The organism is Microcoleus sp. D3_18_C4, assembly GCF_036702355.1.
Lineage (GTDB): Bacteria > Cyanobacteriota > Cyanobacteriia > Cyanobacteriales > Microcoleaceae > Microcoleus.
The window spans coordinates 46,290-69,436 of the sequence record NZ_JAUBTF010000041.1 but is presented as its reverse complement, the minus strand read 5'-3'; the positions used below and the strand labels follow the sequence as shown (position 1 = coordinate 69,436).

The window sequence follows — 23,147 nt, the reverse complement described above, 5'->3', positions numbered from 1 at the left end:
TATATTTAACTCACCTTGAATATATCGATCGCTCCTGCTAGTGGTCTGCGATCAATTATTCAGCAAACCCTAAATAAACATCAAGGTTGATGTAGGTTATCTGTGCTGGTGGGGCGGGTTTATAGAGACTGTTTGTTTGAGTTAGATATTGTTGGTAAAACCCGCCCCTACAAAAATTTACGAATCTTTGACCGGCCGCATTGTCGGGAACATCACTGCATCGCGAATGCTTTGAGTATTAGTTAAAAGCATCACCAATCTGTCTACCCCGATACCCATTCCCGCACAATTAGGCATTCCCAAAGATAAAGCTTGAATAAAGTCTTCATCCATTGGATGCGCTTCGTCATCGCCCGCATTTTTCTGCGCCAACTGTTCCTCAAACCGCTTTCTTTGCTCCTTGGGATCGTTCAATTCTGAGAAGCCGTTCGAGTATTCTGTACCGTTGATAAATAGCTCGAAACGTTCTACAAATCCCGGCTTGCTGCGATGTCCTTTTGCTAAGGGACTGACTTCGACAGGATAGTCGATGATGAATGTAGGTTGAATTAGTTTAGGAACAACTAATTTGTCAAAAACCGCGTACAGCACGTAGCCTAAACTCTGTTGTTCTAACTTAGACAAGTGCAATTCTAGTTTGCTTACAGCGGCGATCGCACTTTCCAAGTCCAAACTGTCAAAATCCAGCCCAAACTCGTCTCTGACAGCTTCTACCATCGTTTTCACTTGCCAGTGTTTGCCGCTGAAACCGGGATATTTTTCGCTGTAGTCGAACTTGCGTTCTAAACTAATCATTTCCCCCTGATTTTCAATTTCTTTGACATCCCCAAATACCGCCGCCGCTGCGAAACAAATCACGTCTTCGACCACTCCTAAAATGTCGAAAACATCAGCATAAGCTTGGTAAACTTCTAAAGAGGTAAACTCGGGATTGTGGGTGCTGTCAATGCCCTCATTTCTAAATGCTTTCCCTAGTTCAAATACTCGCTCGAAACCGCCACAAATTGCTCTTTTTAAGAATAATTCGGGAGCCACTCGCAAATACAAATCCACCTCTAAAGCATTGTGGTGAGTAATGAAGGGCTTAGCAGCAGCACCGCCGTAAATAGCTTGTAGTGTGGGCGTTTCTATTTCGTAAAAATTGGCTTGCCAGAGATAGGAACGGATGCTTTGGACGATGCGGCTGCGAAGCATAAAACGGTTGAGCGCATCTTGGTTGCTTGCCAAATCCATTTCGCGGTGACGGCGGCAAACTTCGGGGTCGTTAATTCCATAATAAGAATCGGGAAATTGAATGGTAGCTTTTGATAAAAGCTTTAATTCCCTCACTAAAATAGAAAGTTCTCCCCTGGGGGTGCGGCAGCCGATACCTTCGACGCCGACAAAATCGCCGACATCGAGCAATTTTTTAATTTGTTCAAAGCTCAAACCGACTTCGCCGGTGACGATTGCTTTCTCGATTTTGAGTTGAATCTTGTCTGTGGCGTCTTTTAAATCGATGAAACCAATTTTGCCGCTGTCTCGCTTGGAAGTGATGCGGCCTGCTAATCGCAGGGAAATTTCTTCGGGGTCACTTTGTCCGTTTTCGAGTTCTTTTCCCGGCTGACTAAATATTTCGCGAACAAGCTTGGCTGTGTGCGATCGCGCGTAGGATTCACTGGGATACGGTTCTATGCCTTGCGATCGCAGTTCGTCTACTTTTTGACTGCGGACTTCGGCTTCACTGAGAGTCATTAGTTATTGCCTGATTAAAATTACAAATATCTGACATCTTGCACTATTCTGGCGATCGTGCGATCGGGCGTTGCTCAAAGCAACGCCCTACAAGAAAATTCACTCTTTGTGGAACAGGCATCTTGCCTGTTCGTGACAAAGCTGCAAGATGTCAGAAACACCAAACTCTATCATAACTGGGCGGCTTTGAGAGGCAATTTGCCAAATAAATAAGTTACATCCTCTCGTAGCCCGATCGCACATAGCCGCACTCGGCCCAGAAATATCTCCGATAAAAATTTACAATCAACTGCACAAAGCGACCGAAACATTAAAAAATTAAGTTGTCTGTCGATCGCAACAGGTGAGATGATATGTAGTGCAGCCTCACGGCAGTTCCATAGAAACTGAACAGCAGAAACGCGAGCGATCGAACTCGGCTCATCGCACCTCTGTCAGAATCGACCACACACACTCTCTCTTAACGTATAAAAACCAGAATTATGGCTGTTGCAACCCAATCACTCGAAGAACTCTGCATCAACTCTATCCGCTTTTTGGCCATCGATGCGGTAGAAAAAGCAAAATCAGGACACCCGGGACTGCCGATGGGCGCTGCCCCTATGGCCTTTGTGCTGTGGGATCGGTTCATGCGGTTCAACCCCAAAAACCCCAAGTGGTTTAATCGCGATCGCTTCGTCCTCTCCGCCGGCCACGGCTGTATGCTACAGTACGCCCTCATGTACTTGACCGGCTACGATAGCGTCACCCTCGACGACATCAAGCAATTTCGTCAGTGGGAATCCAAAACCCCCGGACACCCCGAAAACTTCGTCACCGAAGGCGTAGAAGTTACCACCGGCCCCCTGGGACAAGGAATTGCTAATGCCGTCGGTTTGGCAATGGCAGAAGCTCACCTCGCTGCTAAGTTTAACAAGCCCGACCACACCATTGTTGACCACTACACCTATGTCATCATGGGTGACGGCTGCCACATGGAAGGCGTTTCTGGCGAAGCTTGTTCTTTGGCCGGACACCTCGGACTCGGCAAATTAATTGCCTTGTACGATGACAATCACATTTCTATTGAAGGCGACACCAGCTTGGCCTTTACTGAAGATGTCGGCAAGCGTTTTGAAGCTTACAATTGGCACGTTATTACAGTAGACAATACCGCTCTAGACGAAGATACTAACCTAGAAGCAGTTCACAAAGCTATTGAAGAAGCCAAAAAAGTCACGGACAAACCGTCCATGATTAAAGTCCGTACCATCATTGGTTACGGTTCTCCCAACAAGCGCAATTCTTACAGTGCTCACGGCGCTGCTTTGGGTAGCGATGAAGTGCAAGCAACTCGCGATTTCTTGAAGTGGGAACACGCACCGTTTGAGATTCCTGATGATGCTTTGTCACACTTCCGCAAAGCAGTCGAACGTGGCGCTCAATCTGAGCAAGAATGGCAGAAAGCTTTTGATGCTTATAAAGCAGCATATCCTGCAGAAGCAGCAGAATATGAGCGCACAGTGGCCGGCAAACTTCCTGAAGGTTGGGATAAAGTTTTGCCGACATACAAGGCAGAAGATAAGGCCGATTCGACTCGGAATCATTCTGGAAAATGTTTGAATGCTTTGGCAAGTGTGTTACCTGAACTAATCGGCGGTTCCGCTGACTTGGCATCTTCTAACATGACTTTGCTCAAGGGTGAAAAAGACTTCCAAAAAGGTCAGTACGAAGGACGTAACCTGCGCTTTGGTGTGCGGGAACACGGCATGGGTGCGATCGCCAACGGTATGCTGTTGCACGGCGGTTTAATTCCTTACTGCGCCACTTTCTTGGTTTTTGCTGACTATATGCGGGGAGCAATTCGCCTCTCTGCACTATCGGAAGCTGGAGTTATTTATGTAATGACTCACGACTCCGTAGCCTTGGGCGAAGACGGCCCCACTCACCAACCCGTGGAAACCATCGCTTCTCTGCGAGTAATTCCCGATTTGTTGGTAATGCGCCCTGCAGATGGTAATGAAACATCCGGCGCTTACAAAGTGGCAGTTGAAAGCCGCACCCGCCCAACTTTAATGGCTTTGTCGCGCCAAAACTTGCCTAACTTGGCTGGAAGTTCGATCGAAGGAACAGCCAAAGGCGCTTACATTTTGTCCGACGACGGCGGCACTCCCGACATCATTTTAATCGGCACCGGCGGCGAAACATACCTCTGCGTTGATGCCGCTGAAAAATTGCGCGCCGCAGGTAATAAAGTGCGTGTAGTTTCGATGCCTTGCTGGGAATTGTTCGACTTACAAGATGCCGCTTACCGCGAATCTGTACTACCGAAAGCTGTTACTAAGCGGTTGGCAGTTGAAGCAGGTTCTAGCTTCGGCTGGGGACGTTATTTGGGTTCTGAAGGCGATAGCCTCAGTATTGACAGATTCGGCGCTTCTGCACCGGGTCCCGTTGCTTTAGAAAAGTTTGGCTACACCGTTGATAATGTGGTAGCTAAGGCTCAGGCGCTGTTGGGTTAATAGCAGCAGCATAATTTTTGGTGGGGCGGGCTTCGAGCTCGCCCCATTTTTTATAGCCGAAGGAAGTTCGGCAACGGATTCGCTCGACGGATGTAACAGATGTAACGGATGGATGGAAGAAGGCTTTAGTTATTGAGAAGATAAGGAAGAAGGAAGGAAAAGCTAAAATCCTAAAATCTAAAATCGGCATATAGGGTGTCACTTCGTCATACCTCACATCTTGCCTGTTCCTAAAAGGATTGAGAATAGTGCAAAATATGAGTTATACCCAACCTAGAGCTCGCTACAGCTCGCGAATCATTGAGAATTGCTATATTAAGACTTACGGAAGAAAAACCAGTTTCTACGACAATATTCGGTTTGGCAACGAGGCAACTAACCAGAAACCGGGTTTTTAGCCCCCGGTGCGTTCAAGACTGTATCTTTCAAAAATTTGAGATAGGTTATAAGTCATTGGGTTAAATCACCAATTACCAATTCCCGCTTACCAATTACGAATTACCAATTACTAATTCTCGATTACCCATTCCATTTATGATGATTTGGAATTTTTTAAATCAGTTGTTATTCACCGGGAATTATATTCCTCAAGGCTACTGTTACCTTTGGCAGCGAGAGCTAGTCGCGCTCCATATAGTTTCAGACTCTATAATTGCCCTGGCATACTATTCAATACCGCTATCCCTAATTTATTTTATCGGTCAGCGAAAAGACTTGCCCTTTCGCAACATTTTTTGGCTCTTTGCAGCCTTTATTATCTCCTGCGGCACTACTCATATAATGGAAGTTTGGACGCTTTGGCATCCTGTTTATTGGGTTTCTGGCCTTCTAAAAATTATTACCGCCGCGATTTCTGGTTACACCGCTTTTGCATTAATTCCTTTCGTTCCCCAAGCATTAACTCTCCTGAGTCCAACTCAATTAGGGATGATCGATTCAATACTGCAAAAAGAAATAATTGAACGCCGAGAAACGGAAGCTCGCTATCAAACTTTAACTGAAGCTTCCCCGGTGGGAATATTTTATGCAGATGCAGGAGGAGACTGCTTGTATGTCAACGAACGCTGGTGTCAAATTTCGGGAATAACCTGTGATGAAGCTTTGGGCAAAGGGTGGTTGCAAGGCATTCATCCAGACGACCGCGATCGGGTTTTTTCTGAATGGTATAGCGCCGCGCAGGAGAAATTGCCCTTTAAATCTGAGTACCGCTTTCAAGGTATTAATCACCCTCAAATCAGTTGGGTATTCGGTCAATCTGTCGGTCAAATCGGAGAAAATGGGGATGTTAAAAGTTATGTGTGTACTATTACTGATATTACAGAACGCAAGCAGGTAGAAGAGGAAAATCGACGGCTCAATGAAACTCTGGAGCATCGAGTTGCTGAGCGCACTGCTCAAATCGAAATTTCTAACCACCAATTGCAAAAAGAAATAGCTTACCGCGAAAAAATTGCTCTTACTTTGTTGGAATTGACGCAACTGCAAAATGCAATTCTTAATAGCGCTAACTACACAATTATTTCTACAGAACCCGACGGTACAATTAAAACATTTAATCGGGCGGCAGAGAAACTTTTAGGTTATTCGCTAGAAGAAGTGGTGGGAAAAGTCACGCTAGCAATAATTCACGATCCTCTGGAGATAGCTAAAAGAGCTGAAGTTCTTTCTCATGAATTGGGAGTGAAAATAGAGCCGGGAATTGAAGTATTTTTTGCTTTGCCGTGCCGGGAAATCGCTGACGAAAATGAATGGACTTACATTCGCAAAGATGGTTCGCGGTTTCCGGTACTGTTGTCGGTGACTGCCTTATTTGATAGTAGCGGAAATATTAACGGTTTTTTGGGTATCGGTCAGGATATTAGCGATCGCAAACAAGCTGAAAAAGAGCTGCGCGACCTCACTAATGCCATGCAAAATGCGGTGGAAGGCATTTCGCGGCTGGATATTGAGGGACGCTACGTGAAGGTTAACCGAGCTTACGCTCATAAATGCGGTTACGAACCGGAACAAATGCTTGGCATGGAATGGCAGCTCACCGTACATCCGGGCGATGTTGAGATGATGCTCTCAGCTTATCAGGAAATGGTCATTTCTGGCAAAGTAGAAGTAGAAGCTAGAGGGGTCCGCAAAAATGGCTCGTTTTTTTACAAGCAAGTAACAATGGTAAAAGCTTGGGACGAACAAGGAATATTTAACGGCAACCACTGTTTTATGAAAGATATCACCGAGCGCAAACTAACTGAAACAGCTTTGCAGGAAAGTGAATTCAAGTACAGACAAATAGTTGAATTGGCAGAAGAAGGCATTTGGGTAATTGATAGTAATGGTCTCACGACTTACGTGAACCACGCAATGGCGCGAATGCTCGGGTATAATGAATTAGAAATGTTCGGGCGATCGCTTTTTGATTTCATGGACCAAGCGGAAGAACCACAAGCTATTGATAATGTCGAGCGACGCAAACAAGGTATTCGTGAACAACACGAATTTAAATTCAAAAGCAAGGATGGCAAAGATATTTGGACTGATATGTCTACCAGTCCAGTCATGGACTCCCAGGGTAATCTGCTGTCTTGTTGCGCCTTGGTTTACAATATTACAAGCCGCAAAGAAGCAGAGCAGCAAATGCTGCAACTTACAGAAGATTTGAAGCGTTCCAACGAGGAATTAGAACAATTTGCTTATGTGGCTTCCCACGATTTGCAAGAACCGCTCCGAGCCGTTACGAGTTACACTCAATTGCTTGCCCAGCGCTATCAAGGAAATTTGGACGATCGCGCAGATAAGTATATTCATTATATTGTCGATGGCGCCACCAGAATGCAGCAGTTAATTAACGATTTGTTGGCGTATTCGCGCCTGGGAACGAGGGGTCAGGAGTTTGAGCAGGCGGACTGCAACGCTGTTGTTAAGCAAACTATGTGCAATTTGCAAATTGCGATCGCCGAAACAAAAGCTGTAATCACCTGCGACGCGATGCCAACCGTGATGGCGGATGAATTTCAACTGGTGCAATTATTCCAAAATTTGGTCGCCAACAGCATCAAATTTTGTCGCCAAGATATCCCGTTGATTCATATCGCTGCCCGTAGGCAAGAGAGCGAATGGGTGTTCAGTGTCCGCGATAACGGCATTGGCATTGATCCGCAGTATGCCGATCGCATTTTTATCATTTTTGCGCGCCTGCACTCCCGCCGCCAATATTCCGGTACTGGCATAGGTTTGGCGATGTGCAAGCGCATTGTTGAACGCCACGGCGGTCGGATCTGGGTGGAATCTCAGGAGGGAAAAGGAGCGACTTTTTACTTCACTATTCCTATAATTAGTACCTGAAGCCTCAAAATTCAATTTTGTTTTTATACTCAAAGGGATACGCCGGTTATGAGCGATCGAAGCACTGTTAGACCTATAGAGATTTTGCTGATTGAGGATTCTCCCAGCGATGCCGATTTGGCAATAGAAGTCCTCAGTCAGGGTAAAATATTGAATAACTTGCATTTTGTGGAGGATGGAGTCGAAGCAATCAAGTTTTTGCGCCGAAAAGAACCTTATCTCAGGGTACCTCGTCCCGATTTGATTTTGCTCGATTTGCATCTGCCGAAAAAAAGCGGTATTGAAGTGCTAGAAGAAATTAAAACTGACCCAAAGTTAAAATTAATTCCTGTAGTGATTCTCAGCACTTCAGCAGCGCCCGAAGATATTTTTAAGTCATACTCCCTCCACGCCAACTGTTACATAACAAAACCTGTAGACTTCGTTGAATTTACTAAAGTAGTCAGGTTAATTGAGGAATTCTGGCTGGCAGTCGTCAAACTTCCTCTAAATTAAACGAACAGATGCTTTGCTTATGAATGCTCTAAAAATTTTTAACCTATGGAAATTCTGCTGGTGGATGATTTGCTCAGCGAGGCTGAATGGGGTTTATAAAAGCTGGCGCCCAGTCAATTTTTAACAATTTGCAAATAGTAGAAAATATGGTAGAAGCAAGAGTTTATTGAATAAAGCAGGCTTTTCGCTTCGCCTTCTCGGTCTAATTTAATTCTGCTTAACTTGATTTTGCCTAAAAAAAAGGTTAAAAATATTGATATAACTCAACTCAACACTCAAGTTAAAAATGATTCCGGTGGTAATTATGACAAGCGAATTTATTGATGGTACCCGCCACGTGATTTATCCGTGGAATCAATCCAAAATCTAAAATCTAAAATCCTCAAGCCCCCCAATTTATCCGTGGGGTCAATCCAAAATCTAAAATCTAAAATCTAAAATCGAATGACAACCTCAGCAGCCGATCAAGAGATGCTCAAGTCTTATGCCCTGTCAGCCCGGTGCTACATCACTGAGCCTATCGATTTTAGTCAAGTTGCTAAGCTGGTGAGATGGATTGAGGATTGGTGGCTGGTGGTGGTGACAGTTCCCAAATAATAATTTTCAAGTTGAAAATGGTAAGGGAAAGGAAAAAAGTTTAACCTAAGATTGATAGAGTAAAATTTTTATAGTCAAAAACGTCTAAGCTATGTGGATTAAGATTCTGTTAGTAGAAGACAATCCTGCTGATGCTGATTTGCTTGCAGAACTGTTAGAAGTATCTGTCGGCGTCGAGTGGGAACTGGTGTCTGTTGAGTTCCTGCATGAAGCGAGCGCACAACTGTGTAAACAACCCTTTGATGTCGTTTTGCTCGACCTTTCTTTGCCCGACAGCCGCGGTTTGGAAACGCTAACTCGCCTGCGAGAAGTTGCTCCTGATGTGCCAATGGTGGTAATGACAGGCTTGGATGATGAGGCGATCGCCCTCGAATCAGTTCGCTTGGGAGCTCAAGACTATATTGTTAAAGGTCAAATTACTACTCAATTATTAGTGCGGACGATCCGCTATGCGATCGAACGTTCTCAAACATTTCAAATGCTGCGGGAAAGCGAGCGCCGCTTTCGGGCGATTTTTGACTCGTCGTTTCAGCTAACCAAGCTGCTGACTCCCGAAGGAATTGTGCTGGAAGTCAACGAGACAGCCCTCGATTTTGCCGGATTGCGATCGGAGGGTATTGTGGGCCGCCCGATTTGGGAAATGGCGATTTGGGCCCAGTCGCCACAGGTTTCCGAACAATTGCAATGCGCGATCGGCAAAGCAAGTCGCGGCGAGTTTTTCCGCAGCGAAATCGACTTGTTAGGCAAAAGTGGTCAAATCATGACAGTTGATTTCTCACTGAAACCTGTTAAAAATGAGACAGGAAAAATTTTGCTGCTGATAGCGGAAGCCCGTGACATTAGCGATCGCAAACGAGCAGAAGCGGAAATTCTCAAAGCCCTCGCACGAGAAAAGGAACTTTCAGAACTGCGAGCTAAATTTGTCACAATGGTTTCCCACGAGTTCCGCACACCTTTGACAACCATCCAATTTTCCGCTGGATTGCTGCAAGATTACAGTTCTCAGTGGACTCAAGATAAAAAATCTACTCATTTTGTGCGGATTCAATTAGCAATTAAACGCATGACAGAGTTATTAGAAGATATCCTCGTAATTGGCAAAATCGAAGCCAATACCTTGCAGTTTCAACCGATTTCCTTAAACCTCGAAAAATTTTGCCGTCAACTGGTAGAAGAGCAGCAGCTCAACGACAGCAACCAACACCCGATCGCCTTTCAATATGAAGGTGGCAACTGCGAGGCTCAAATGGATGAAAAACTGTTGCAGCAAATTTTGGGAAATGTCCTCTCAAATGCCATCAAATATTCCCCCGTAGGCAGTCCAGTTTCTTTGCATCTCAACTGTCAAAACAACGAAGCTGTATTCCAAGTTCAAGACCAGGGCATCGGCATTCCCCAAGCCGATCGAGAGCGGATATTAGAAACTTTTTACCGCTCTCCAAATGTCGGCACTATTTCGGGAACAGGTCTCGGTTTAGCAATTGTGAAGAGGGCTGTGGAACTTCACGGCGGTCAACTTGCGATCGAGAGTCAAGAAGGAAAAGGCACAACTTTCACTATTACCTTGCCTTTAATTTGTACTCCTCGTCAATAACAAATGAATTATCAACTATACATATCCGTAATTTAACGATTAATTAAGCCCCTAACAAACAAACTTATCAAGTATCTGAACCCAGATTTTTCCCACAAACTACTAACTCAAAGGAGCTATCACCATGGCTAAGATTTTGGTAATAGAAGACGAAGAAGCGATTAGAGAGAATATTTTAGAGTTGCTGGAAGCCGAGAATTTTGAAGGAATAGGAGCGATTAACGGCAAAGTCGGCATCAAATTGGCGATCGAACGAATCCCTGATTTAATTTTGTGCGACATGATGATGCCGGAAGTAGACGGTCACGGCGTCCTCAAAGCTTTGCGTTCGGAACCCTTGACTGCCACAATTCCGTTTATTTTCCTCACAGCAAAAGCCGATAAAGTTGACATTCGCACGGGCATGGAACTGGGAGCTGACGATTACATTACTAAGCCATGTACGCCGCAAGAACTGCTAAAAGCCATTGCTATTAGACTTGAAAAACAAAAAACAATTAGCCGACAATCTCAAAAGACGCTAGACGAATTACGCACTAATATTAGTATGTCGCTGCCCCACGAATTGCGGACTCCTTTGAATGCAATTCTGGGTTTCTCTGAGCTAATTTTGTCAGAATATCAGGTCTTAGAGGAAGCAGATATCTTAGAGATGATTGGTCAAATTCAAACTTCTGGTCATCGCTTGTATCGACTCATTCAGAACTTTTTGCTGTATGCAGAACTGGAGATAGCAGCTACAAATCCCGAACTGTTAAAGGAGATGCGAAACAGCGAATTTAGCTGTGTAAAATCTTTGCTGAGTCAAAAAGCGCGCCAGCAAGCAAAACACGCGAATAGAACAGACGATTTACAATTAAACTTGCAAGATTCGTCGGTTGCTATTGATTCTGTCAGACTAGCAAAAATTGTTGAAGAACTCTTGGATAATGCCTTCAAATTTTCTTTAGAAGGAACGCCTGTTTTATTAAGCACTTTCGTCGAAAATCAGACTTTTATTCTGTCTGTCAAAGACCAAGGCCGTGGCATGACTACCGATCAGATTGCACAGCTAGAAGCTTACAGGCAGTTCGATCGCAAACTTTACCAACAAGCAGGTTTGGGATTGGGACTGGCGATTGTTCAACGCCTTGTAGAATTGCACGGAGGAGAATTTAAAATAGAAAGTTTGCCGCAGCAAGAAACCATAGTTTCCGTTTCCCTGCCTGTCTAAACAATGATTATACCAGTTTCCCAAAAGAATACAACTGTAGGCAAACTCCCAAGCCTTATGGCATAAGTCATTCCCTATTCTCAAATCTAAACTCTCAAATGGTATTATGCAGGAGCGATCGCTCCTTTCAGACACCGCTGCAGATAAATTTGAGCTACCTTATCATTAGGGTTGATTTCCAAGCAGGCCGAAAACCATCTTTTAGCTTCGACACACTTGTCACTATTGTAGAGTACCAAAGCTTGCTCAAAGATTGTCTTTGTCTCTAACTTTTTCTGTCGTAACTCTGGCGGATCGGCCGCAAATACTTCATAAACTGTTACCATTCGCGATTTGCCTTTAACTGCTACGCGATCGATCAACCTAAAATCATAAATATCGTTCAACTGTATAAAAGTATGGTGAGTAATTAACATGGAAACTCCATACTCTTTTGTCAAATTTTCCACACGAGAGGCTAAGTTTACCGCATCGCTAATCACGGTGCTATCCATCCGACTTTGGCCGCCAACCGTGCCTAACATCAAAGAACCCGTATTGATTCCTATGCCAATTTTCAGCGGCGGGCGATCGGGTCGATTGCGACTAATATTATACTCATTAAGCTCTTCTAGCATAGCAATTCCAGCTTTCACAGCATCATCCGCACTGCCATCAAACAGCGCCATAATCGCATCGCCCATGTATTTATCAATAAAACCAAAATTATTAGTAATTGCCGGTTCCATTCGCGACAAATAACCATTGATAAATTGAAAATTCTCTTCGGGATTCATCCTCTCTGAAAGAGAAGTGAAATCGCGGATATCTGAAAACAGCACCGACATTTCTTTCTGTACCTGATCGCCTAATTTGACTTCCAGAATACTTTCATATCCCAGAAAGTGGAGAAATTCGTGCGGCACAAACCGCCCGTAAGCATCTGTTAAATTTTCTTCTGCTGCTAAAGCTTTTTGTAACTCGTCTGTGAATTGGCGGCGTTCGGTTTCTACCTCTAGACGTTCCGTGATGTCTTGAAAAGCGGCGATCGCGTAAACTATGTTTTTCCGTTCGTCGTAGATTGGAGTCGCCCAAACCTCGATCGGCACAATCCGATCCGACCCATGAACTTCTAGATCGTCCATACGCACAAATTCTCCCCGCAACGCCCGAACAATCGGTTGGCTATCCCTCGGATACAATTGATTAGTTGCAGCGTCGTAAAAATGATAAGCTTCAGGAAATTGGTCAGTACCCCCATCAAAAATTAAACCTTGGGCTAGTATCCTTTCCCCCCAAGAATTCATGTAAAAAGGTTTCCCCTTACCATCGACAACAAATATTCCCACTGGCATCGCTTCCAGGAATTGAGTCAATCGACTTTCGTTTTCTGACAGTGCCTCATTTAACTTTTCTTCGGCTGCCAAAGCTTTTTCTAAATCATTAGTAAACCTGATTCGTTCTACTTCTACCTGTCTTTGCAAACTAATATCCTTAGCAAAACCCTGATAGTAAAGCACTTCACCGTTAGCATCATAAACGGTGCGCGCATACTCAGAAATCCAGATGATGCTGCCATCTCGACAGTAAACCTGAGACTCAAACTCACACAGAGTACCATGCTGTTTCATCAGCGCCAGAAACTCTTGACGGCGGTTCGGTTCCACGTACAATTGCTGCTGAATATCATTAATACTTTCTATCAATTCTGATGCGGAATCGTAGCCGTAAATTTCCGCCAGAGCAGGATTCGCACTGATAAAATGTCCGTCCGGAGTCGTCTGAAAAATACCTTCTAGAGCATTTTCAAATATCCCGCGATACTTCTCTTCAGCTTGAATTAACGCCGCTTCAGCTTCCTTGCGTTCAGTTATGTCACTAAAAGCAATAATCGCATAGGAAATGTCGCCTGTAGAATCATAAATTGGAGTTGCCCAACTCTCTACAGGAGTAATCTTATTAGCTGTACGAATTTCTACACCCTCAGTCCGCACATTTTCGCCCCTAAGTGCCCGCATAATTGGCAATTCTTCCACGGGGCATCTCTGATTAGTCCCTGTTTTATAGAATTGATAAATTGCTGCTTTTTGCTCTGAATTAATATGCGGCACAGTGCCTTTGCCAAATACATCCCGCGCTTTCTGATTAGCGTAGAAAGATTGCCCGTTTGCATCAAGTACACACACGCCCAATGGCATAGCTTCTAGATATTGCGTCAAGCGACTTTCGTTTTCATGGAGTTTGGCAATCAGCATTGCCTGCTTGCGGTTTAATTTTACCAACTCCTGATTCATTTCCTGAAGTTCTCTTTGTTTTTCCGCTAATTGTTTCTCTTGAAAATATTTATATATGGCCTCAGTAACAGTTAATTTTAAGTCATCACATTGCCAAGGTTTAGGTATATACCGGTACAATTTAGCATAGTTAATAGCATTGGCTACCGCATCCAAATCTGCCTGCCCCGTCAGCATGATCTTAAGACAGTTCGGCGAGATAGCATGAACGCTCCTTAATAGTTCGTCTCCTTTCATACTAGGCATAATATGATCCGAAATAACCAAAGGAACTTCATACTGTTCTGCTAAAAGTTCTGACAGTAGCTCTAAAGCTTCTTCCCCACTTTGAGCCGTTTCAATTAAATATTTATCTTCAAAGGCTTTTAGCAGGTCTATTTCCAGACTATCGAGTATAGTCTGCTCATCATCGACACAAATAATCACTGGTTTTTTCATAAATTTGCTAGACCAGACTTAATCGCTTCAATTAATTCTTGATTTTGCCAAGGTTTTTCTATGAAAGCATGAAGATTTGCTTGAGTTTTTGTGCGCTCTATTGCTTCTTGGTCTGCTTGTCCTGTCAGCATCACTGTCACAATTTGCGGATATTTTTGATGAATTTTAATCAGCAACTCATCTCCTTTCATTCCGGGCATCAACCAATCAGAGACAATTACTAAAATGTTAACCTCAGCTTCACATAGCTCTTCAATAATTTCCAGGGCTTCGGCAGCACTTTCAGCAAATTCGCAAAGATATTTACCGTTAAATGCCTGTTGCAGTTCAATTTCCAGACTTTCCAACACTCCTACTTCATCGTCCACACACAAAATTGCTGATTTAGACATCGCTAGTTTCCTTCTTTAGTGTGGCAGGGTGAACCCCCATGGGCAGTACACCATTTTCCAAATTCTACATTCTGCGCGGGTAGACTGCAAATTTTCGCCCCCGACTTCAGTCTCCGGCGCTTTACCTACTCAGTTAAATTAATCGGCAAAGACACGGTAAATGCTGTTTTACCGGGCATCGACTCCACATCAATTTTACCCTGATGTTTTTCCATTATTTTTTTGACAATATCCAGCCCCAACCCGCTGCCTTCTCCCGCAGGTTTGGTAGTAAAAAAAGGCTCAAAAATTTTCGGAATAATCTCTGGTTGCATCCCTTTACCGCTGTCACTAATTTTTACCAAGACGCTGGTATCTTGTTGTACCGCGTCAATTGTTAAAGTTCCTTGATTGTCCATCGCTTGTAAGGCATTGTGAATTAAATTTGTCCAAACTTGATTGAGTTCGTCGGGATAACACAGTACCACAGGCAATTGATCTTGATAGTTTCTGACAACTTCCACACCCTGCTTGATTTGGTTTTGATAAAGAGTTAATACAGTTTCAAGTCCATCCGTAATATTCACTTGTATTTTTTCCCCATTTACATCGTAACGCGCATAATTTTTCAGGGCAAAGACGACTTTTGCAGCGCGTTCAGTAGCGGTAGCGATGGTTCGGGCGCTTCTGTGAATGCTAGCAAAGTCGTAGGCTGTTTTGATAATATTTTCGCTGTCAGGATCTTTGAGCAACGACAAGAATTCTTGCAGATTTCCTTGCAATCCGATATTGACTAAAATGCTAGCAAGGCTGTCATAATTGTCAATGCCTTCCGACTCTAGTTGCTGCTTCACGTCTTTTTTCAATACCCGTTTTTCTCTAGTAGATAAAGAGTAATTTTGTTGACTAGAACTGTACATCAAACGCAAGAAATCTTGCTGGCGTTCTGCTGACAGTTCTTTAAAAAAAACTGGCAACCTTTCTAGATTGTTATCCAAAAAGCTGGTAATATTTCCAATAGACGACCGAATCGCCCCCAACGGCGTATTAATTTCGTGAGCAATGCCCGCAATCAGTTGCCCTAATGCCGCCATTTTTTCCGATTGCACTAATTGATTCTGAGTAGCTTGCAGTTGGTCTAAAGTAACTGTAAGTTCATTGTTTTTCTGTTGAAGTTTTTTTCGCAATTGGCATATTGCTAAATGGGTTTCTACCCTCACTAGAACCTCTTCCACCTGAAAGGGCTTGGTAATATAATCTACCCCGCCCACAGCAAAGGCTTTGACCTTATCAAGTACGTCATTAATCGCGCTAATAAAAATCACCGGGATGTCGCAAGTTCGTTCATCAGCTTTGATTTTTTCGCACACTTCATATCCATTCATTTCGGGCATCATAATATCCAGCAAAATCAAATCGGGAGGCATACCTTTTGCCGCCGAAAGCGCTAACTCGCCGCTAGGTACTGGGCGCACTTTATAGCCCTTGCTGTTCAAAATTCCGGCTAGCAGCCGCAAATTAGCTGGGGTGTCATCAACTACTAAAATATTACCGCGATCGGTGCTAGGAATGTCGTTATTCATGTGATATTGCTTGAGATATTAACTTTAAAACTTTGTCGTACTCAAAATTTTCCATACAATTTGCGATCGCACCTGCCGTTACTGCATCCTTTAATCGAATTTGCTCTATCAAGGTATCAATTAAATCCATATCTGCATTCAGTATTGCTAGCTTTAAATCAGCTACCAGTGAATCAGGCAATTTTACGAAATCAGCCACACTCATTGCGAGATCGCCTTCTTTGATTGCCGATAAATTAGTTGGACCCGGCTCTTCATAAATATAGCGCACTCCGATATGTTTGTGCATCGCATCAAAAATATCGGCTTCCCGGAAAGGCTTCCTCATAAAAGCATCGCAGCCCGCCGACAAAATAACTGCTCGTTCTTCCTCCAAAACGCTCGCTGTCAGCGCAATAATCGCAGTAGCTTGACCTTTAATAGTACCTTTAATGTATTGCGTAGCTTCGTAGCCGTCCATCACAGGCATTCTCATGTCCATCCAAATTAGATGCGGTCCCCAACTATCCCAAATCTCAATAGCTTCTTGACCGTTAGTAGCTTCTTTTAGTTCAAAACCTAGAGGAGAGAGGATTTTAATTAACAGTTGGCGGTTGAGCTGTTTATCGTCTACTATCAAAATTCGATAGGTGTGTTGGTTGGGAACCAGGGCTATAACATTCCGGCTCGATTTTTGGCTTTCAATATCAGCCGCATCGACCGCAATAACTTGAATGTCGAACTTAAAATTAGTTCCCTTACCAACAGCAGAACAGACGCTCATTTCGCCGCCCATTAATTCCACAAATTTGCGACTGATGGGCAATCCCAATCCAGTACCTTCTTGCGAATCTTTGCCTGTCTTGGTTTGCACGAAAGGTTCAAAAAGATCGTCTAATTCATTGGTAGAAATACCGGGACCAGTATCCTCGACTTCAAAATGAAGGAAGAAGGAAAAGGTAGAAGCTGCATCGTCATTTGGGGTTGCAATGATCTGGTTGTTGGACGGACTGACTTGAGATATTTTAACACCATTAATGGCGGAACTTTCTGTATTTTTTGATACTTCAGACTGCTCAAAGTTTCCCCCTTCTGTCTGCTGATTTTTGCCGAATGACTGCTTGCCAACTCTGACCGCTACACCGCCCTCATCGGTAAACTTAAGAGAGTTATTGAGCAGATTAATTAAGATTTGCCGCAACTTTAAATCATCAGTTTCTATGTATTGTGGCACATCGGGACTGCGGTCAAAAACCAACTGCAAGTGCTTGTCATCTGCTTTGAGTTGAAACATATCTTCCAAGTCGTTTAGCAGGCGATAGAGGTCGAATTTTTGGGGATTGAGGGTGGTACGCCCCGATTCAATTTTAGATAAATCCAGCACGTTATTAATCAGGGTAAGGAGGTGTTCTCCGCTGCTGCTAATTATGCTAATATTTTCTTGATGCTCTGGGGATAGAGTTTGGCTGCGAGTCATCAGTTGGGAAAAGCCGAGAATTGCATTGAGAGGCGATCGCAATTCGTGGCTCATGTTAGCAAGAAAGGTGCTTTTAGCTTGATTTGCTACTTCCGCTTTGTCTTTAGCTACAGCCAATTCTCCCGTCCGCTCTTGCACTCGCTGTTCTAAAGTTTCAAAAGATTGTTGCAGTTGTTGAGCCATGCTGTTAAATGACTTGGCTAATTCCCCCAATTCGTCGGAGCGTTCGCTTTCTACTGTTTTGTCCCATTCACCTTTAGCAATATTTTTGGCTGCTGTATTTAAGCTCAAAATAGGATTTGTCACCCACTGAGAAGTCAGAATGCCAATCACCACAGCTACTCCTAAAGCTGCGAAACAAAGCAAAACCGCTGTGCGGGTATTGGCATCGATTTCTTTGGTGAAATCTGCTTCGGGAACAACTACGACAATCACCCAGTCTAAACCTTTGCCGTCTTGGAACGGCAAGACTTTTAAAAATTGTCGCTTGTCATCTATTTCAAAGCTCAATAACTCGGTTTTTTTAATTTCGTCTAATTTTTTAAAATTTGCAGTCAAATATTTAGCTGTCGCTTGAGTAAAAGGGTTGCTGCTTTCTTCTACTTTAAACAATTGTCTTTTATTACCTTTAGTGCGAAACGGTTTTTCTGTTGTGGAAGTTGCTAACAAAGTACCCTGGCGATCTATAATAAATGTTTGACCTGATTTGCCCACTTTGAGACTGTTGAGAAATCTTCCCAAATGGTCGAGACGCAAGGCAGTAAATAAGACTCCTTCTAGCTGATTTTCGTCGCTGTATACGGGTTGGATAGCGCTGATAAGTAATGTTGGTTCTAGTAAGGAAACAAAAACCGAACTCCAAGTTGGTTTGCCGATTTTAACGGCTTTTTGGTACGCAGGATGTTGCAGATTATCATAGTTTTTGGCAATCGTGGTAACTGTAGTGCGATCGCCTCGCTCGTTTGTATTGTAAGAATTAAAATTTAACCCAGTAGATGTTTCTATCACATTAATCATTCGGGAGCCGTTAGAAAGTTGTTGACCGGCTCTATAATCTCCCTTATTGTTGCCAACCGAGGTAAAATTGATATATGGATATAATTGTACTTGCCGCCAAAGATATTTCTCCCAAGCTGATAAATTATCCATCTTTAACAAGCCGAGCTTGACAGCATCCAGCTTGGTTTGATTGATTTGATGGGGAGTTGTCAGGTAAACTTGCAGGTTTTGCTCGACACGCAAACTGACCTCGCTCATTAACTGACTGGCAAGGTTATTAACTGCTTTTTGTCCGTTTCTAAAAGACAGATATCCTACGAGGCCCACGGTTCCCACGATTTGCAATACAAATGGAACTATGAGAACAGTTCGCAGCGGTAATTGGTCTAAAATTTTAGAAACCATAAGATTGAGGGGTTTGGTGAACTTAGTCTACAACCGTCTTTGCAGAACCTGTCTTAACAGCAGCACCATTTATTTACTGCCGCTTAGCTAGGGGGAATTGATGCGAGCTATTTTAGCTGTGGTAGATGCTCGACCCCGATCGAATGTGAACCTAATGTTTGCTCGATTAAAGTCTATTATTTTACCCATTGTCGTATTATTGTTACCATTTAGCTAAAAGTTGCAGTCTCTAGCTGCCAGAACAGCCTGATATTCGATCGCACGGGCGAGTTTAACCCGCATGGGTCAAGCGGTTTGGAGGCCGGCCAGGAAATTTGCGATCGGCACTCGCCATTTTCGGCAAGACGTGTTATGATGTAAAAAGTCGAGGGCACGTAGCTCAGTGGATAGAGCATCAGGTTCCGGTCCTGAGGGTCGGGGGTTCAAATCCCTCCGTGCTCACTTTCTATGTCTTTTGCGGAGTAAGGGTTTCAGGTTAATCATATTACCGATCGTCCTATTTTCCGCTCAAATTTCGCTCCTGTCGGTTCCTAGTATCTCCAAAACCACCTCCATATCTGCCAAGTTTGCGCCGGACTTTTTGCGTCTGGTCTTCAACTGGTTGAGCAAGTCGGCTGGCTCTGGAAATTCTGGGACGGTCGGAGCCGAGTTTTCCAATCGCTCCGTGCTCATTTAAATTTATAGAATGACTGATTTTGAGAGACCGGGGATAAATTTTTATCCTCGGTCTCAATTGTTGTGATTTAAGCGTCAGTGTCAAAAATCGAATCGCCACTGTACTCGCATATCGCGGACTGATTCCGCCCCTGTTCCTTAGCACGGTACAGTGAACGATCGGCGATCGCAATTAAGTCAACCGATGATAGTTCCGAAATCGGAATCAAGTTGGCGATACCCATACTAATAGTAACTACATCGCTCACATCAGAGGTTTTGTGAGGAATATGTAAAGCTTGAATAGCAGCGTGAATCCGTTGGGCCACCGAACTCGCTCCTTCAAGATCAGTATTAGGCAAAATGATGGCAAATTCTTCTCCGCCGTAACGCGCCACCAAATCCGCTGGACGGTACACCACCTCTTGCACAGTCTGAGCAAGTTTGAACAGACAATCATCCCCCATTTGATGACCGTAGCAATCATTATAACGTTTGAAATAATCCACATCAAACAACAAAAGAGAAATAGGTTTTTGTTCCCGGTATAGCCGCTGCCATTCATGCTCTAAGCGGTCATTAAAACAGCGGCGATTAGCAATTTGAGTCAACCCATCAATATTTACCACTTGTTCTAAGAGGTGAGTAGCGCGGGCTAGTTCTTCGTTAGAGAGTGCCAGTTGTTGATTAATTTCTCTCATGCGCGCTTGGGCCTGCTGCCTTTCTGCCAATTCCTTCTGCAACTTCTGAAAAATATCCGCTTGTTTAATGGCGATCGCTAACTGATTAGCAATCTGTTTAACAAGGTCAACTTCAAATTCTTCCCATTGCCGAGGAGCAGAACATTGATGAATACATAACAACCCCCACAAATCTTGTCCATTGAGCAACGGCGCAACTAAATTAGCCCGAACCGGAAATTGTTTCCAAAGAGCGCGGCAACAGTGTTGAAGGTCAATCTTATTGATATCTTCAACTACCTGCATTCTCCATTCTTTATATGAATCAGGACCTTGTTCACCACCACACGGGTCGTTAAATTGATTTCGGCTTACCAATTTACATCCTTCGCCTACGGATTCTGAAACAAACTCACCATATCCAAATTTACTGTCAGGATCGAACTTAAATATGCCAACACGCTCGGCATCAAGAAACAGGCGAATCTCCTGCGAAGCAATCTCAAAAATTGTAGACAAATCAAGAGATTGACGGATGTGTTGAGTAATCTCTTGAAGTAATATCGCTTTGTCGTACTGTTGCCGCAGAGCAATTTCCGCTTGCTTTTGGGCGAGAATAGCTGCCTCTGCTGCTTTTTTTGCTTTAATAATTTCACCTTCGTATAGGATACGCTGGCGAATACAGATCAAGATGCAATTGTTGACGAAGCTTCCCCCCTTCTCCCGACGCACAGCGTTGATCAGCATAGGTATATCACTACCCTGCTTTGACCTTAATGAGAAGTAAATTTCCTCTACTTTACCGTCGAGCTTCAACAGGGGGAAGAAATGGGTTTGAAAAAAAATCCGGCTGGCCATTGGCAGAATGGAGTCCATTTTCCGTTCCCGCAGTTCATCGGTTTCGTATCCGAGTAATTGCAGTAATGTGGCGTTGACCATTACGATCGTACCATCGTCAGCAAACGAGAGGAATCCACAGGGTGACGTGTTGAGTAGCTCGTCTATCTGGTAGGTCATGTTTGCCATACAAATCAGGTAGTATGAGGTGCACTCAAATACTCCTTAATCATGTCGATCGTCTCTTGTGGATGACTCAGGTGCGGGCAATGTCCCGTAGCTTTCATCAGCCGTAGCCTACTTTTAGGCAGGTGGCGCTGAAGGTAATGCCCTACCTCGGTGGGAGCAATCACGTCATCAGCGCATTGCAATATCAGTGAAGGTACTGATACCTTGGGTAAATCACTGCGATTGTCAGAGTAAAAAGTTACCTCCGCAAAGCGACTTGCAATCACCGGATCAGTGGAGCAAAAACTTGTCTCAAGTTCCTCACTTAACTCAGGACGGTCCTGATTCTGCATCACCATTGGCGCCAGAAAGCTTGCCCAACCAATGTAATTTTTCTCCATGATATCGAGAAGATCCTCAATATCTTTGCGCTCAAACCCTCCGTAATAATTTGGTAAATCATTGATGTAGCAGGGTGAAGGCCCTACGAAAATCAGGCGATTAAAGTAATTAGGAGCTTGAATTGAGGACAGAAGGCCGATCATACTGCTGACCGAATGACCGACAAAAATCACATCCGTCAACGCCAATTCTTTACAAATATCGAGGACATCCTGAACATAGCCATTGAGGTCGCTGTACCGTTCATAACTGTAGGCACTAATATCAGACTGTCCCGAACCTACATAATCAAATAGGATGATTTTGTAGTCCTTCTCGAAAGCCGGTGTTACGAAACGCCACATATTTTGATCGCACCCAAATCCATGAGCAAATATCATCGTCTGGGTGCCTTGTCCAAACACTTTTATATTATTCCGTAAGAAAATTTTTTTAGTCATTTGATCGACACGAGCATTAAATTAATTATAAGACTTTGGCGCGCTTTCATGAGGGAGGATTGATGATCCCACATAGTGGTGGACAACAATTCAGGATATCGGATTAATTGAATTGCAAACTCAGCAATAGCCGTCTTCCTCAACATATAATGCAGCCCAATTTCCTAGGCGCTAGCTTGTAACTATTCCCATTGCGCTGGGGTTTCCATTCCTTCGGCAATTGTGCTCGATTTAAGCCATCTGGGATTACAACTATGGGTTTGTGAATTCCGCGCTCGCTCGGAAGGCTGGCTAAATCGTGGACAAGTGAGGGATCAATTTTGAGCGACTTCATCAGAAAATTTTTCAGCTTGTTAAAAGCAGCATAGTCAGGCCCACCATCATCCACAAAAATCCCAATACCACGCTTTGATAATTGGCTCAAAACATTGTATGTAATGTCAAAATTAAGCATCATTGTCGTTTCGGTAATCTCTAGCCCTAGATATTTCGGCTTCATCGGGGTGCGCTCAAGGATGCGATCGCTCTTAGCGATTAAAGTCGGTTGGCTGAGTTGACGTGCCGACAGATTCACCGCGATATTAGGCAGAATTAGTCCTGCTGCTAGCCACTGCTGATATTGCCAGCAAGCTTGCTCTAAAATCCATTTGCTCTTCGGGCCAAATCAATCCTGTTTTTTCGGCGATGGCAATACATCGATGGCGATGAATCCAACCTAGTTCAGGAGAATACACTCCTACTATAACTTTAACACCAGCAAGGCTACCTGTTTGCCAATCGAGCTGAGGTTGATCATACAGCAAGTATTGGCTTTCCCAGCACAATTAAAGAGATTTGCGATCGCCAGGGTATTGGATTTTGCCCAAGGTATTGTTGCTGTGTAAAAACTATAGGTATTTGGTTCTAGAGGCAATAAAAGCTCATATTTCCGCAATTAAGAACCTGTAAAACATTGTCGCGGTTGCTATAAATATTCA

17 protein-coding genes and 1 tRNA gene are annotated in these 23,147 nt (G+C 43.8%); 7 read left to right on the top strand and 11 right to left on the bottom strand.

Translation table 11 applies throughout. From position 1 onward, the window contains the following. Window positions 1–177: 177 nt before the first annotated feature. Both lysS and QUA90_RS19850 read right to left on the bottom strand, forming a co-directional pair. A complete protein-coding gene (gene lysS, locus QUA90_RS19855) occupies window positions 178–1,734 on the bottom strand; it encodes a lysine--tRNA ligase (RefSeq protein WP_333447285.1) in 1,557 nt (518 codons plus the stop codon). A gap of 310 nt (window positions 1,735–2,044) precedes the next feature. Beyond that, window positions 2,045–2,182: a hypothetical protein gene (locus QUA90_RS19850; RefSeq protein WP_190734883.1), complete on the bottom strand. Its 138-nt coding sequence runs from the start codon at window positions 2,180–2,182 to the stop codon at window positions 2,045–2,047. Between the two features lie 34 nt (window positions 2,183–2,216). Here QUA90_RS19850 and tkt point away from each other — a divergent pair, with 34 nt between their 5' ends. The 6 genes from tkt to QUA90_RS19820 all read left to right on the top strand — a co-directional run bounded on the left by tkt (window position 2,217) and on the right by QUA90_RS19820 (window position 11,464). Further along, window positions 2,217–4,232, top strand: a complete 2,016-nt coding sequence (gene tkt / locus QUA90_RS19845; protein WP_333447283.1) for a transketolase — start codon at window positions 2,217–2,219, stop codon at window positions 4,230–4,232. Window positions 4,233–4,766: 534 nt separating this feature from the next. Further along, a complete protein-coding gene (locus tag QUA90_RS19840) occupies window positions 4,767–7,565 on the top strand; it encodes a PAS domain S-box protein (RefSeq protein WP_333447281.1) in 2,799 nt (932 codons plus the stop codon). A gap of 48 nt (window positions 7,566–7,613) precedes the next feature. After that, complete coding sequence (locus QUA90_RS19835) at window positions 7,614–8,060, top strand: response regulator (protein ID WP_333081177.1); 447 nt, start codon at window positions 7,614–7,616, stop codon at window positions 8,058–8,060. Between the two features lie 444 nt (window positions 8,061–8,504). After that, window positions 8,505–8,657: a hypothetical protein gene (locus QUA90_RS19830; protein ID WP_333331497.1), complete on the top strand. Its 153-nt coding sequence runs from the start codon at window positions 8,505–8,507 to the stop codon at window positions 8,655–8,657. A 91-nt stretch (window positions 8,658–8,748) separates the two neighbouring features. Beyond that, entirely contained in the window at window positions 8,749–10,251 is a 1,503-nt protein-coding gene (locus QUA90_RS19825; RefSeq protein WP_333331500.1) for an ATP-binding protein, read from the top strand. A 124-nt stretch (window positions 10,252–10,375) separates the two neighbouring features. After that, a complete protein-coding gene (locus QUA90_RS19820) occupies window positions 10,376–11,464 on the top strand; it encodes a response regulator (RefSeq protein WP_333447278.1) in 1,089 nt (362 codons plus the stop codon). A 104-nt stretch (window positions 11,465–11,568) separates the two neighbouring features. Here the strand turns inward: QUA90_RS19820 and QUA90_RS19815 are convergent, their stop codons facing one another. The 4 genes from QUA90_RS19815 to QUA90_RS19800 all read right to left on the bottom strand — a co-directional run bounded on the left by QUA90_RS19815 (window position 11,569) and on the right by QUA90_RS19800 (window position 18,989). After that, complete coding sequence (locus tag QUA90_RS19815) at window positions 11,569–14,175, bottom strand: PAS domain S-box protein (protein ID WP_333388388.1); 2,607 nt, start codon at window positions 14,173–14,175, stop codon at window positions 11,569–11,571. Next, window positions 14,172–14,567 (bottom strand): response regulator, encoded by a 396-nt coding sequence (locus tag QUA90_RS19810; RefSeq protein ID WP_333084338.1) that lies wholly within the window; start codon window positions 14,565–14,567, stop codon window positions 14,172–14,174. The genes QUA90_RS19815 and QUA90_RS19810 overlap by 4 nt, the downstream gene beginning before the upstream one ends. Before the next feature lie 125 nt (window positions 14,568–14,692). Next, window positions 14,693–16,129, bottom strand: a complete 1,437-nt coding sequence (locus QUA90_RS19805) for a response regulator (RefSeq protein WP_333388385.1) — start codon at window positions 16,127–16,129, stop codon at window positions 14,693–14,695. Next, entirely contained in the window at window positions 16,122–18,989 is a 2,868-nt protein-coding gene (locus tag QUA90_RS19800; RefSeq protein ID WP_333447276.1) for an ATP-binding protein, read from the bottom strand. The genes QUA90_RS19805 and QUA90_RS19800 overlap by 8 nt, the downstream gene beginning before the upstream one ends. 368 nt (window positions 18,990–19,357) lie before the next feature. Here QUA90_RS19800 and QUA90_RS19795 point away from each other — a divergent pair. Beyond that, window positions 19,358–19,430 (top strand) — tRNA-Arg (locus QUA90_RS19795). Window positions 19,431–19,496: 66 nt separating this feature from the next. On the opposite strand, the gene QUA90_RS19790 is transcribed toward QUA90_RS19795, so the two are convergent. From QUA90_RS19790 to QUA90_RS19770, 5 genes are all read right to left on the bottom strand, one after another. Next, window positions 19,497–19,661: a hypothetical protein gene (locus QUA90_RS19790; protein ID WP_333331518.1), complete on the bottom strand. Its 165-nt coding sequence runs from the start codon at window positions 19,659–19,661 to the stop codon at window positions 19,497–19,499. Between the two features lie 71 nt (window positions 19,662–19,732). Then, entirely contained in the window at window positions 19,733–21,349 is a 1,617-nt protein-coding gene (locus QUA90_RS19785; RefSeq protein WP_333447274.1) for a diguanylate cyclase domain-containing protein, read from the bottom strand. A gap of 5 nt (window positions 21,350–21,354) precedes the next feature. Then, a complete protein-coding gene (locus QUA90_RS19780) occupies window positions 21,355–22,170 on the bottom strand; it encodes an alpha/beta hydrolase (protein ID WP_333447273.1) in 816 nt (271 codons plus the stop codon). Between the two features lie 139 nt (window positions 22,171–22,309). After that, complete coding sequence (locus tag QUA90_RS19775; RefSeq protein WP_333388449.1) at window positions 22,310–22,759, bottom strand: EAL domain-containing protein; 450 nt, start codon at window positions 22,757–22,759, stop codon at window positions 22,310–22,312. Beyond that, on the bottom strand, window positions 22,752–22,973 hold the full coding sequence (locus QUA90_RS19770) for a hypothetical protein (protein ID WP_333331526.1): 222 nt from the start codon (window positions 22,971–22,973) through the stop codon (window positions 22,752–22,754). The genes QUA90_RS19775 and QUA90_RS19770 overlap by 8 nt, the downstream gene beginning before the upstream one ends. Between the last annotated feature and the right edge of the window lie 174 nt (window positions 22,974–23,147).